14 protein-coding genes are annotated in these 12905 nt (G+C 64.2%); 5 read left to right on the top strand and 9 right to left on the bottom strand.

The window, feature by feature from the left end; genetic code table 11:
* Positions 1-139 (top strand): DUF1993 family protein (locus tag AC1DW2_RS42265; protein ID WP_477009045.1); only part of this gene is annotated, 139 nt, incomplete at its 5' end.
* Between the two features lie 173 nt (positions 140-312).
* Positions 313-1413 (top strand): alkene reductase, encoded by a 1101-nt coding sequence (locus AC1DW2_RS42260; RefSeq protein WP_354179202.1) that lies wholly within the window; start codon positions 313-315, stop codon positions 1411-1413.
* Between the two features lie 223 nt (positions 1414-1636).
* Here the strand turns inward: AC1DW2_RS42260 and AC1DW2_RS42255 are convergent, their stop codons facing one another.
* The 7 genes from AC1DW2_RS42255 to glpD form a co-directional block, all read right to left on the bottom strand.
* Complete coding sequence (locus AC1DW2_RS42255; protein WP_166105572.1) at positions 1637-3379, bottom strand: ABC transporter substrate-binding protein; 1743 nt, start codon at positions 3377-3379, stop codon at positions 1637-1639.
* Between the two features lie 130 nt (positions 3380-3509).
* A complete protein-coding gene (locus tag AC1DW2_RS42250) occupies positions 3510-3839 on the bottom strand; it encodes a DUF2160 domain-containing protein (RefSeq protein ID WP_135216342.1) in 330 nt (109 codons plus the stop codon).
* A gap of 10 nt (positions 3840-3849) precedes the next feature.
* On the bottom strand, positions 3850-4656 hold the full coding sequence (locus AC1DW2_RS42245) for a carbohydrate ABC transporter permease (protein ID WP_071916207.1): 807 nt from the start codon (positions 4654-4656) through the stop codon (positions 3850-3852).
* Positions 4656-5630 carry a carbohydrate ABC transporter permease gene (locus AC1DW2_RS42240; protein ID WP_071916208.1) on the bottom strand — a complete coding sequence of 325 codons (975 nt, stop codon included), beginning with the start codon at positions 5628-5630 and terminating at the stop codon, positions 4656-4658. Before AC1DW2_RS42240 ends, AC1DW2_RS42245 begins: the two co-directional genes overlap by 1 nt.
* On the bottom strand, positions 5630-6715 hold the full coding sequence (locus tag AC1DW2_RS42235; protein ID WP_477009044.1) for an ABC transporter ATP-binding protein: 1086 nt from the start codon (positions 6713-6715) through the stop codon (positions 5630-5632). Before AC1DW2_RS42235 ends, AC1DW2_RS42240 begins: the two co-directional genes overlap by 1 nt.
* Before the next feature lie 14 nt (positions 6716-6729).
* Positions 6730-7806, bottom strand: coding sequence for an ABC transporter ATP-binding protein (locus AC1DW2_RS42230; protein ID WP_477009043.1), 1077 nt, complete (start codon positions 7804-7806; stop codon positions 6730-6732).
* Positions 7803-9353 carry a glycerol-3-phosphate dehydrogenase gene (gene glpD / locus AC1DW2_RS42225; protein WP_477009042.1) on the bottom strand — a complete coding sequence of 517 codons (1551 nt, stop codon included), beginning with the start codon at positions 9351-9353 and terminating at the stop codon, positions 7803-7805. The genes AC1DW2_RS42230 and glpD overlap by 4 nt, the downstream gene beginning before the upstream one ends.
* A gap of 229 nt (positions 9354-9582) precedes the next feature.
* On the opposite strand from glpD, the gene AC1DW2_RS42220 reads away from it, so the two are divergent.
* Together AC1DW2_RS42220 and AC1DW2_RS42215 are read left to right on the top strand one after the other, a co-directional pair.
* Positions 9583-9864 (top strand): type II toxin-antitoxin system Phd/YefM family antitoxin, encoded by a 282-nt coding sequence (locus AC1DW2_RS42220; protein ID WP_028148610.1) that lies wholly within the window; start codon positions 9583-9585, stop codon positions 9862-9864.
* Positions 9861-10286, top strand: a complete 426-nt coding sequence (locus AC1DW2_RS42215; protein WP_477009041.1) for a PIN domain-containing protein — start codon at positions 9861-9863, stop codon at positions 10284-10286. The genes AC1DW2_RS42220 and AC1DW2_RS42215 overlap by 4 nt, the downstream gene beginning before the upstream one ends.
* A 4-nt stretch (positions 10287-10290) precedes the next feature.
* On the opposite strand, the gene AC1DW2_RS42210 is transcribed toward AC1DW2_RS42215, so the two are convergent.
* Both AC1DW2_RS42210 and AC1DW2_RS42205 read right to left on the bottom strand, forming a co-directional pair.
* Positions 10291-11136: a DeoR/GlpR family DNA-binding transcription regulator gene (locus AC1DW2_RS42210; protein ID WP_014497447.1), complete on the bottom strand. Its 846-nt coding sequence runs from the start codon at positions 11134-11136 to the stop codon at positions 10291-10293.
* Positions 11137-11227: 91 nt separating this feature from the next.
* Positions 11228-11926 (bottom strand): HAD family hydrolase, encoded by a 699-nt coding sequence (locus AC1DW2_RS42205; RefSeq protein WP_477009040.1) that lies wholly within the window; start codon positions 11924-11926, stop codon positions 11228-11230.
* 154 nt (positions 11927-12080) lie between these two features.
* On the opposite strand from AC1DW2_RS42205, the gene AC1DW2_RS42200 reads away from it, so the two are divergent.
* Positions 12081-12545: a nuclear transport factor 2 family protein gene (locus AC1DW2_RS42200; RefSeq protein WP_477009039.1), complete on the top strand. Its 465-nt coding sequence runs from the start codon at positions 12081-12083 to the stop codon at positions 12543-12545.
* The last annotated feature ends 360 nt before the right edge of the window (positions 12546-12905 follow it).

Here is a 12905-nt window from a genome sequence, read left to right as displayed (position 1 = left end):
GACCATGACGCTCAAGGGCCAGCAGTTCTTCAGCGGGGTCTCGCTGCCGAACTTCTATTTCCACGCCACCACCGCTCACGGCATCATGCGTCACAACGGCGTCGAGATCGGCAAGCGCGATTTCCTCGGCGCGAACTGAGGGATCGCAGGCCGTGGCAGCGCAAATCCGCTGTCATGGCCGGGATTGCACATGAATCATGCTACGCGGACCAGGCCGCGTAGCTCGCCTGCACTTTCCGTATGGCTCCTCCCTTGCGCTGATTGTCGCGATGCACAAGTGTTCGTGATCTGTCACCGCCTGGAAGCATTCCCATGAGCCGTCCGACCAAATTGCTAGAGACCTACAAGCTCGGCCCGATCACGCTGGCCAACCGCCTCGTGATGGCGCCGCTGACGCGCAACCGCGCCGCGCCCGGCACGTTCGTGCCGAGCCCGCTTGCCGCCGATTATTACGGCCAGCGCGCCTCCGCAGGTCTCCTGGTCACCGAAGCGAGCCAGATCTCACAGCAGGGCCAGGGCTACCAGGACACGCCCGGCATCTACAGCAAGGACCAGGTCGCCGGCTGGCGCAAGGTCACCGACCGCGTGCATGAGCGCGGCGGCAAGATCTTCATCCAGCTCTGGCATGTCGGCCGCATCTCGCATGTCGATCTCCAGGCCAATGGCGCAGCCCCGGTGGCGCCGAGCGCGATCCGCGCCAAGGGCAAGACCTTCGTCAACGGCACCTTCGCCGACGTCTCCGAGCCCCGCGCGCTCGAGCTGTCTGAAATTCCCGGTATCATCGACGACTTCAAGCGCGCCACGAAGAATGCGATCGAGGCCGGTTTCGACGGCGTCGAGATCCACGGCGCCAACGGCTATCTGCTCGACCAGTTCGCGAGGGACGGCGCCAACAAGCGCACCGATGCTTACGGCGGCTCCATCGAAAACCGCGCGCGGCTGATGCTCGAGGTCTCCAAGGCCGTTGCCGCCGAGGCCGGCGCCGACCGCACCGGCATCCGCATCTCGCCGGTGACGCCGGCCAACGACCTCTCCGACTCCAATCCGCAGGCCTTGTTCGATCACATCGTCGACGGTCTCAACGCACTCAAGCTGGTCTATCTGCACGTGGTCGAAGGCGCCACCGGCGGCCCGCGCGACATCGCCCCGTTCGACTATGCGGGCCTGCGCAAGCGCTTCACCGGCGCCTACATCGCCAACAACGGCTATGACTTCGACCTCGCCACCAAGGTGCTGGACGCAAACGCAGCCGATCTCATCGCCTTCGGCAAGCCGTTCATCTCCAACCCCGACCTGGTCGAGCGGCTGAAGACGGGCGCGGCGCTGAACGACTGGGACAAGAACACGTTCTACGGCGGCGGCGCGAAGGGGTATACGGATTACCCGTCGCTGGCGGCCGAGCCGGCGGAGTAATTTCCTCTCCACACATGACGCTGTCATGCCCCGCGAAGGCGGGGCATCCAGTACGCCGCGGCTCTTCGGTTCAATCACGACCGTCTCTGGAATACTGGATCGCCCGATCAAGTCGGGCGATGACAGCGAGTGTGTAGTCGGCACAATCGCCATTCTCGACATCCGTCAGAAAAAAGGCCGGGATCGCTCCCGGCCTTTCGTGTTTGATGACGCTACGCGCCGCTTACTTCGCTTCCGCGCGCTTGGGCGGGGACGCCGGCCACGACTTGATCAGCGTGTCGTAGTCGACCGTCTCGCCCTTCGGCTTCTCGTTGGCGAGCTTGCGCTGCGGCGCGATGGTGCCGTCCTTCTGGGCCTTGGCGTACCAGAACTCGGCGGTCTCCTTCTTGTGCAGCTTCGGACCGCAGGCGCCCTGCACGCCGGACTTCTCGAGGCGCTCCATGACGGAGTCCTGGGCAGCCGCGAGTGCATCCATCGCGGCTTGCGGCGTCTTCGCACCGGACGACGCATCGCCGATGTTCTGCCACCAGAGCTGCGCGAGCTTCGGATAGTCAGGCACGTTGTTGCCGGTCGGGGTCCACTGCACGCGCGCGGGCGAGCGGTAGAACTCGATCAGGCCGCCGAGCTTCGGCGCACGCTCGGTGAACGACTTGTCCCAGATGTCGGATTCACGGATGAAGGTGAGACCGACATGGCTCTTCTTCAGCGACACCGTCTTGGAGACGATGAACTGGAGATAGAGCCAGGCCGCCTTGCGGCGGTCAGCCGGGGTCGACTTCAACAGCGTGAGCGAGCCGGCGTCCTGGTAGCCGAGCTTCATGCCTTCCTTCCAGTACGAACCGTGCGGCGACGGAGCCATACGCCATTTCGGCGTACCGTCCGCGTTCATCACGGCGATGCCCGGCTTCACCATGTCGGCGGTGAAGGCGGTGTACCAGAACATCTGCTGGGCGATGTTGCCCTGAGCCGGCACCGGACCCGACTCGGAGAAGGTCATGCCCTGGGCCTGCGGCGGGGCATACTTCTTCATCCACTCGAGGTACTTGGTGATCGAGTAGACCGCAGCCGGGCCGTTGGTGTCGCCACCACGCTCGACCGAGGAGCCGACCGGACGGCAGCCTTCCATGCGGATGCCCCATTCGTCGACCGGCAGACCGTTCGGGATGCCCTTGTCGCCGTTGCCGGCCATCGACAGCCAGGCGTCGGTGAAACGCCAGCCGAGCGAGGGATCCTTCTTGCCATAGTCCATATGGCCGTAGACCTTGACGCCGTTGACCTCCTTGATGTCGTTCGTGAAGAACTCGGCGATGTCTTCATAAGCGGACCAGTTCACGGGCACGCCGAGCTCGTAGCCATACTTGGCCTTGAACTTGGCTTTGTAGTCCGGGTTGGTGAACCAGTCGTAGCGGAACCAATAGAGGTTCGCGAACTGCTGGTCGGGCAGCTGATAGAGCTTGCCGTCCGGCGCGGTGCCGAACGACTTGCCGATGAAGTCGTTGACGTCGAGCTGGGGATCGGTGACGTCCTTGCCTTCGCCGGTCATATAGTCCGACAATGCGATGGTCTGGCCGTAGCGGAAGTGGGTGCCGATCAGATCGGAATCGTTGATCCAGCCGTCATAGACGTTCTTGCCGGACTGCATCTGGGTCTGCAGCTTCTCGACGACGTCACCTTCCTGGATGATGTCGTGCTTGAGCTTGATGCCGGTGAGCTCGGAGAACGCCTTTGCCAGCGTCTGCGATTCGTATTCGTGGGTCGCAATGGTCTCGGAGACGACGTTGATCTCCATGCCTTTGAAGGGCTCGGCGGCCTTGGCGAACCACTCCAGCTCCTTCTTCTGCTCGTCCTTCGACAGCGTCGAGGGCTGGAATTCCGCAATCCACTTCTGGATCGCGGCGTCGTCGGCGGCGCGGACCGGCGCCGAGACGGCGAACGACACCGCAACGATGGCGGCGGCGCTGGACATGGTCAGAAAGCTATTCTTGGTCAATGGACCTTTCCTTCTCCTAAACTGTCGCATGTTGTTCCTCCGTTGCAGCGACAAAATTTTATACAGGCCCGGGTTGCCCCCGGATCTGGCCGTCCCTTCGCGAGCTTCAGACCGTGCGAAAAATGAGCACGGCCGTGGCCAGCGAAATTCCACTTGCGAGCCAGAGGCTCGAAATCTCAAAACCTTCCTCGCCGATCGGCAGGGTGGCGAGTGTGTCGGTGCCGGCGAAGGCGATCCACAGAAGGTGGATGACGGCCGCCGTGATCAGGGAGATGAACAGGCGGTCGCCCCGCGTCGTCGGAATGCTGAGCACGCCGACGCGCTCGGCTTCGGGATAGACCGCGGCGAGGTAAGTCATGACCGCGAGGGTGGAGGCGAGCGCCACGAAGAAGATCGCCGTCGGCAGCGTCCAGGCCATCCATGCAATAGATTCCATCGATGCCTCCCTAAACCCGACCGAGCGCGAAACCGCTCGCGATGTAATTGCGGACGAACCAGATCACGAGGGCGCCCGGGATGATGGTAAGCACACCGGCCGCGGCCAGCAGGCCCCAGTCCATGCCCGCAGCCGACACCGTACGCGTCATGATCGCCGCGATCGGTTTTGCCTGCACCGAGGTCAGCGTCCGCGCGAGCAGGAGCTCGACCCAGGAGAACATGAAGCAGAAGAAGGCGGCGACGCCGATGCCGCTCGCGATCAGCGGCACCAGGATCCTGATGAAGAAGCGCGGAAAGGAATAGCCGTCGAGGAAGGCGGTCTCGTCGATCTCGCGCGGCACGCCGGAGACGAAGCCTTCGAGGATCCACACCGCCAGCGGAACGTTGAAGATGCAGTGCGCGAGCGCGACCGCCCAGGGCGTATCGAACAGGCCGATCGCCGAGTAGAGGTTGAAGAACGGCAGCGCATAGACCGCCGCCGGGGCCATGCGGTTCGACAGCAGCCAGAAGAACAGATGCTTGTCGCCGAGGAAGCGGTAGCGCGAGAATGCGTAGGCCGCCGGCAGCGCCACCGAGATCGAGATGATGGTGTTGAGGACGACGTATTCCAGCGAATTGATGTAACCGGAATACCAGCTCTCGTCGGTGAAGATGCGCTTGTAATGCTGCAGCGTCGGGGAATGCGGCCACAGCGTCATCGTCGAGACGATCTCGGCGTTGGTCTTGAAGCTCATGTTGACGAGCCAGTAGATCGGCAACAGCAGGAAGATCAAAAACAGCCCCATGATGAGGCGGCGGCCGGGAATCGAATGCATCAGGCCACTCCTTCCTTCGGCTTGAGCGCGGGCGCAGGCTGGAGCGCGCCTGCGGGCTTGGGCTCCGCCGCCGGCTCCTTCTCCGCCTGTGCCTTACGCTCGACGCCGGCATTGGTCATGACGGTGTAGAAGATCCAGCAGACGATCAGGATGATCAGATTGTAGACCAGCGACAACGCGGCGGCCTTGCCGAGGTCGAACTGGCCGAGCGCGATCTTGACCAGCTCGATCGAGACGAAGGTGGTCGAGTTGCCGGGCCCGCCGCCGGTGACGACGAACGGCTCGGTGTAGATCATGAAGCTGTCCATGAAGCGCAGCAGCACCGCGATCAAGAGCACGCGGTTCATCTTCGGCAGCTGGATCGCCTTGAACACGGCCCAGCGCGAGGCGCCGTCGATCTGCGCGGCCTGGTAATAGGCCTCCGGGATCGACTTCAGGCCGGCATAGCAGAGCAGCGCAACGAGGCTGGTCCAGTGCCAGACGTCCATCACGATGACGGTGATCCAGGCGTCGACTGCGTTGGACACGTAATTGTAGTCGAGGCCCATCGCATTGAGCGTATAGCCCATCAGACCGATGTCGGGCCGGCCAAAAATCTGCCAGATCGTGCCGACCACGTTCCACGGGATCAGCAGCGGCAGCGCGAGGATGACGAGGCAGGCCGCGACCGTCCAGCCCTGGCGCGGCATCGACAGCGCGACGACGATGCCGAGCGGCACCTCGATCGCGAGGATCACCATCGAGAAGAACAGGTTGCGGCCGAGCGAGGCGAGGAAGCGGCCGCCGAGATCGGTCGAGGGATCGAGCAGCTCCTTGAACCAGCCGACGCCGTTCCAGAAGAACTGGTTGTTGCCGAAGGTGTCCTGCATCGAATAGTTCACGACCGTCATCAGCGGCAGCACCGCCGAGAAGGCCACGACCAGGAACACCGGCAGCACCAGGAACCAGGCTTTTTGGTTGACGGTCTTGTCCATCAGGCGGCTCCCTCCACCAGAAGGCTGTCGGCATAGACGTGGACATGCGCCGGGTCGAATTTCAGCCCGGCGCTGCCGTCCGCGCTGGTGAAGCCCGCCGGCGCGCGCGCCGCGATCTTGGCCTCGCCGATGCGGACGCGCGCGAAGCGGATGCGGCCGAGGTCGTCGATGCGGTCGATCTTCGCACTGAGCAATCCGGGTGCGGGCGCGACGGCATCGACGAACTCCGGACGCACGCCGATCTCGATCTTGGCGCCGGCAGGCAGGCTGTCATAGCTGCGGTTGAGCGCGATGACGTTCCCGCCGATGCGCGCCTCGCGCCCCTTCACCTCGGCCGGCAGGATGTTCATGCCGGGCGAGCCGATGAAATAGCCAACGAAGGTGTGCGCCGGCTTGTCGAACAGCTCGGCGGGCGTGCCGCTCTGCACCACGCGGCCGTCATGYATGACGACAACGGTGTCGGCGAAGGTCAGCGCCTCGGTCTGGTCGTGGGTGACGTAGATCATCGTGAGATCCAGCTCGCGATGCAGCGCCTTCAGCTTGGAGCGGAGCTGCCATTTCAGCTCGGGATCGATCACGGTCAGCGGCTCGTCGAACAGCACGGCGGCGACGTCGGAGCGGACCAGGCCGCGGCCGAGCGAGATTTTTTGCTTGGCATCCGCCGTGAGGCGCGTCGCCTTGCGATTGAGATAGGGCTCAAGATCGAGCAGGCGGCCGATCTCGGCGACGCGCTTGTCGATCTCGGCCTTCGGCACGCCGCGGTTCTTCAGCGGAAACGCCAGGTTCTGCCCCACCGTCATGGTGTCGTAGATCACCGGAAACTGGAACACCTGGGCGATGTTGCGCTTCTGGGTTGACAGCGGTGTGATGTCCTGGCCGTCGAACAGGATTTTCCCCCGCGACGGCGTGATGATGCCGGAGATGACGTTGAGCAGCGTGGTCTTGCCGCAGCCGGACGGGCCGAGCAGCGCGTAAGCACCGCCCTGCCGCCAGGTCATGGTCACCGGCTTCAGCGCAAAGCTGTCCTGCGGCGCATCATTGCCGCCGTAAGAGTGGGCGAGATCGACGAGGTCAATGCGGGCCATGTCGCATCTCCCCCTTACGAGCTCGGCGCGGCGACCAGACGGTCGGCCGCGTCGAAGACGAAGACATCATTGGGATCGAGCACGGCATCGATGGTCTGGCCGGGCTCGAACTCGTGCACGCCGTGCAGCACTGCCACCCAGTTCGATCCGTCGCGGGTCAGGTGCACGAAACTCTCCGAACCGGTGATCTCGGTCACCGTCACCGTGGCATGGAAGGCGTGGCGGTCGGTCTCGCCGTTGGCGAGGGCGAGCTGATGGGCGCGGAAGCCGACGCGATAGGCGCCGTCGGCGAGCGATGAATAGAGACCGGAGGCCGGCGCGGCGATGCCGCCCGCATATTGCACAGAGCCGTTCTTCTTCTCGATGCCGACGAGGTTGAGCGGCGGATCGGAGAACACCTGGGCGACACGCAGCGTCTGCGGACGGCGGTAGACGTTCGGCGTCTCGCCGATCTGGAGCGCCTGCCCCTCCCACATGCAGACCGTGTTGCCGCCAAGCAGCAGCGCTTCGGTCGGCTCGGTCGTGGCATAGACGAAGATCGCGCCGGACGCCTCGAAGATGCGCGGCAGCTCGGTACGAAGCTCCTCGCGCAGCTTGTAGTCGAGATTGGCGAGCGGTTCGTCGAGCAGCACGAGATCGGCGCCCTTCACCAGCGCGCGCGCCATCGCGGTGCGCTGCTGCTGGCCGCCGGAGAGCTGGAGCGGCGTGCGTTTCAGGAACGGCTCGAGCCGGAGCAGCCGCGCGGCTTCCGCCACGCGCTTCTCGATCTCTTCGCGCGGCTTGCCCTGCACGCGCAAGGGCGAAGCGATGTTCTCGTAGACCGTGAGCGAGGGGTAGTTGATGAACTGCTGATAGACCATCGCGACCGAACGCTTGCGCACGTCGACGCCGGTGACGTCCTTGCCGTTGACCAGCACCTTGCCCGTCGTCGGCTTGTCGAGGCCGGCGAGCAGCCGCATGATCGAGGTCTTGCCTGACAGCGTCGGCCCGAGCAGCACGTTGAGCGTGCCGCTCTCGAGCGTCAGCGAGACGTCGCGGATGTGCGATATCCCCTCGACGGTCCGGGTCACATGATCGAGCGTCACGGTCATGGGCGTCCTCCCGCTTCCAGCAGGGGACTTTGCGGCACAGCGTGGGTTGCAATCCAGTCGTTCAATGCAGCAACCTCGTCGGCAGATAGTCGCAGGCCAAGCTTGGAGCGGCGCCAGACGATGTCTTCCGCCGTGACCGCCCATTCATTGGCCATGAGGTAGCGGACCTCGCGTTCGGTCAGTGTCGCGCCGAAGGCCTCGCCGAGATCGGCGGCCGACTTGGCATCGCCAAGCAGCTTGATGGCGCGGGTACCATAGGCGCGCGCGAGGCGCCGGGCATGCTCATGGCTGAGGAAGGGATAGCCGCGCTGGAGCTCGGCGATCAGGCCGTCGAGGTCGGACACGCCCATGTCGCCGCCCGGCAGCGGCCATTTGCCGGTCCAGCCTTCGCGCGCTTTTGCACTGCGAAGATAGGGCGCGAGCCGTTCCAGCGCCTCTTCGGCGAGCCGGCGGTAGGTCGTGATCTTGCCGCCATAGATCGAGAGCAGCGGCACGCCGCCGGGTGTGTCGAGCTCAAACACGTAGTCGCGCGTCGCGGCCTTGGCTTCGCTGGCGCCGTCATCATAGAGCGGTCGCACGCCGGAATAGGTCCAGACCACGTCCGCTGAAGTCACCGGCTTGGCCAGATACTCGCTCGCGGCGGCGCAAAGGTACTCGATCTCTTCGGGCGTCGCCTTCACCTTGGCGGGATCGCCGTCATAATCGCGATCGGTGGTGCCGATCAGCGTGAAATCGTCCTGGTACGGAATCACGAAGATGATGCGGCCGTCGGCGTTCTGGAACATGTAGGCGCGGTCGTGGTCGTAGAGCTTTTTGACTACGATGTGCGACCCCTGCACCAGGCGCACCTTGGCTTTCGCGTTCACGCCGGCGCCGCGGCCGAGCACATCCTCGACCCAGGGGSCGCCGGCATTGACCACCGCGCGGGCCTGGACCTGCGAACGCTCGCCGGTCAGCGTGTTGACCATGCTGACGGTCCAGATGCCGCCGGACTGCTTGATATCCGTCGCGCGGGTGCGGGTGCGGATCTCGGCGCCCTTGTCGGCGGCATCACGCGCGTTGAGCACGACGAGACGGGCGTCGTCGACGAAGCAGTCGGAATATTCGAACGCGCGGCTGTAGCGGTTCGGGATCAGCGGACGGCCAACCTCGTCGCGCCTGAGATCGACCGAACGCGTCGCCGGCAACAGGTGCCGGCCGCCGATATGGTCATAGAGGAAGAGGCCGAGGCGCAGCAGCCAGGCCGGGCGCAGGCCGGCGTGATGCGGCAAAACGAAACGCAGGGGACGGATGATATGGGGCGCGATGCCCCAGAGAATCTCGCGCTCGATCAGCGCCTCGCGGACCAGGCGAAACTCGTAATATTCGAGATAGCGCAGGCCGCCATGCACCAGCTTGGTCGACCAGGACGAGGTCCCGCTCGCCAAATCGTTCATTTCGCACAGGAAGACCGTGTTGCCACGGCCCACCGCGTCGCGCGCGATGCCGCAGCCGTTAACACCGCCTCCAATAATGGCGAGGTCGAAAATACGCTCCAACAGACGCATCCCCCGGCGACCGCTCGTTCCTTCGAGCGACTACTTTCGTTTTTGATTAGATCACACCGAAAAACGAAAGCAAGATGAAAGAGAGGCGAAAGGAAGTGAAAGAGGAACTTTCTGGTGGGCAATCAGCCGTGGAAATGGGCAGTTCGGACGCCAATCGAAACCGCAATACGATCTTGAATAGTCACGTAGAGCCAATATAGTCATAATAGTCACATTAGTTATATTCGGCATGACAGACCGCAGCACCGCCCCCGATTCGCCGCCGACTGACACGTGGACGCTCGCCAATGCCAAGGCGCGCCTGTCCGAGGTGGTCGATCGCGCCCAAACTGGCCCCCAGATCATCACCCGACACGGCAGACCCAATGCGGTTGTCGTTTCCGCGGATGAATGGGCGCGAAAGACGGCGCGCAAAGGCACGCTGGCCGAATTCCTGCTGGCTTCGCCGCTGCGCGGTGCCGACCTCGAACTTGAACGGGTGCAGGACGAACCGCGCGACGAGATGCCGTGAACCTGCTCCTCGACACCAACGTGCTGTCGGAGGTTCAGCGGCCGGCGCCTTCCCCGAAAGTCCTGGCATGGCTCGATACGGTCGATGAGGATCGCGCGTTCATCAGCGTTGCCTCGATCGCCGAGCTTCGCCGCGGTATCGCCCTGCTGAATGATGGCCGTCGGCGCGCCGCGCTGGCCGCTTGGCTCGCCCACGACCTGCCGGCTCGGTTCGCGCAGCGCATCCTGCCGATCGACCACGTGGTCGCCGAGCGCTGGGGCGACCTGATGGCGCAGAGCCGTCGCAATGGCGTTGCGTTGTCCGTGATGGACGGCTTCTTTGCGGCCACCGCGCTCGCCAACAATCTCACGCTCGTCACACGCAATGTGAAGGATTTTGCGGCCTTCGGCGTTCCGCTGCTCAACCCATGGCGCAACGCGTAAGCCGCTATCTCAGCCGCACCACCGGCGCGGCTTCCGGTGCCGCATCCTGAGCATCGGCCGTCGCATCATCGATATCCGCCCCCTTCGGCATCGCCGCCATCACCTCGATGCCCTTGCTGTGGCAGATGGTGGCGAGGCGCTCGGGCAGTTCCTGGTCGGTGACGAAGGTCTGGATCTGGGTGATATGGGCGATGCGCACCGGCGCGCTGCGGCGCAGCTTGGTGGAGTCGGCAACCAGCATGACGCTGCGGGCATTGGCGATGATGGCTTGCGCCACCTGCACCTCGCGATAGTCGAAGTCGAGCAGCGCGCCCTCCTCGTCGATCGCGGACGCCCCGATGATGGCGTAGTCAACCTTGAACTGGCCGATGAGCTGCGTCGCGGTCGAGCCGACCACGGCACCGTCGGCACGCCGCACCGTGCCGCCGGCGACCACCACCTCGATGCGGGGATGGCGGTAGAGCAGCATCGCGACGTTGAGATTGTTGGTGATGACGAGGAGGTCCTCGTGCGAGGTCAGCGCGCTCGCCACCTCCTCGGTCGTGGTGCCGATATTGATGAAGAGCGAGCAGCCGTTCGGGATCAGCGAGGCGGCCGCAGCCCCGATCGCCTTCTTTTCGTCGGCGGCGACGAACCGCCTCGCCTCGTAGGCGAGGTTTTCGACGCCGGAGGCGATGATGGCGCCGCCGTGGATACGGGTCAGCGAGCGGCGCTCGCAGAGATCGTTGAGATCCTTGCGGATCGTCTGCGCCGAGACCTCGAACCGGCGCGCGAGCTCCTCGACCATGACGCGCCCCGAGGCGCGCGCGATGTTGAGGATTTCGGCTTGGCGATGGGTCAATCCGGTCACGGCGATGGCCTCAAATCAGGAAGGCGCATGGTGCGGCGGTTCGCACGTTCGGTCAATGCGCTCAGCGATCACGGTTAACGGACAAAGCCTCTCACCATGCCATCGCGGCGGCGAGACGCGCGAGCAGTTCCGGATCGTCGAACGCGCTGGCGGAAGCGACCGCGCCGGCGCCAACAAGGTCGGCATGGCTGAGGCTCGTCCGGATGCCGATGGTCGGAATGCCGGCGGCCGTCGCCGACTGCACGCCGGAGCGGGAATCCTCGAACGCGATCGAAGCCGTCGCGCGGCCGCCGACGAAACGCAACCCCTCCTGATAGGGCAGCGGGTGCGGCTTGCCGTGCGGCAGCTCGTCGCCGATCACAAGCGCCCGGAAGCGGTGCGTGATGCCGAGGCCCGAAAGCAGCAGCTCCGCGTTGAGGCGCGGCGCGTTGGTCACGGCGACCATGGGAATGCCGGCGGCATCCGCGCGGTCGAGCAGCGCCATCAGACCCGGAAGCGGCTCGATCTGTCCGGCGACAAGTGTGCGGAAGACGACCTCCTTCTCTCCGAGGATCACGGCGCGCCGTTCCACGGTTTCGTCGGGCAGAAAGCGCTCGCCGATCGACGCATTGGCGAAGCCTTGCAGCTCCCTCGAAAAGCGCGCGTGATCGAACACATGGCCGCGCGGCCCAAGCACCTGGTTGAACGCCTTGAGGTGCAGCGGGTCGGTGTTGGCCAGCGTGCCGTCGATGTCGAACAGCAGCGCCCTGCCCGTCACTTGCCCCTGCGCCTGCCCTTTGGCCTCGATCATTTCCGTACTTTCCCGAATGCACGATGCATCAATGCGAAACACGTATCAATGCAGCCCCGATCGCGCAATGACGCATCGACATGACCGCCAAGCGACACTCGACAAAGTCGCGCGCGGCTGCAACACTCCGCGCAAGATCAAAAAGGAGGAAACTATGACGATCAACCGACGCGATCTGGCTCTCTCGACTCTTGCCGTCTCAACCCTTGCGGCCTCTGCGCTTGCTCTCGCACCGGCGCTGGCCGCTTCGGCGGACGAGGAAGTCGTGGCGAAGAAGGTCGAGGCCTTCCGCCTTGCCCAGATCGCGGCCGATCCCAAGGCGCTCGGCGCGCTCTGCGCCGATGAGGTGAGCTACAGCCATTCCAACGGCAAGGTCGAGGACAAGGCGACCTTCGTCACCAACGCCACCGACGGCAAATCAAAATTCCTGTCGATCGAGTACAAGGACCCGACCATCAAGGTCGTCGGCCCCGCCGCGATCGTGCGCTTCCACTGGATGGGCGAACAGGAAATGGCGGCCGATGGGAAAAAAGTATYGACCAATCTTCACATCCTGATGAACTGGCAGAAGCAGGGCGACGATTGGAAGCTGCTGTCGCGGGCGGCAACGAAGTTGTGATGGCGACTCTTACCCTCTCCCCCTGTGGGAGAGGGTGGCTCACCGCGCAGCGGCGAGACGGGTGAGGGGTATGCTTCCGCGAGTAACTCTCTCGCTTCCGAATGCGCCGATAGAACCCCTTGTAAGTCGAAGCGCCGCAGGTCTGCTATTGTAGACGTTGCGGTGACGGACGGGAGCCCGCAAACCCCCAGGTCGTTGCAGGCCGTGGGTGAGAGAGGTGCCCCGTCCGTTAGTCCATTGAACCCGAACAGTCGCCTGGGCCGCAAAGTGCGAAGCCCGATTAGGCAAGGAAGGGTGACCATGGATATCATCGCGGTTGGTATCGACGTATCGAAGGACCGTCTTGACGTTGCAGTTCAT

The organism is Bradyrhizobium sp. P3_C3, from assembly GCF_056402655.1.
This window is presented reverse-complemented; position numbering and strand designations above follow the sequence as displayed.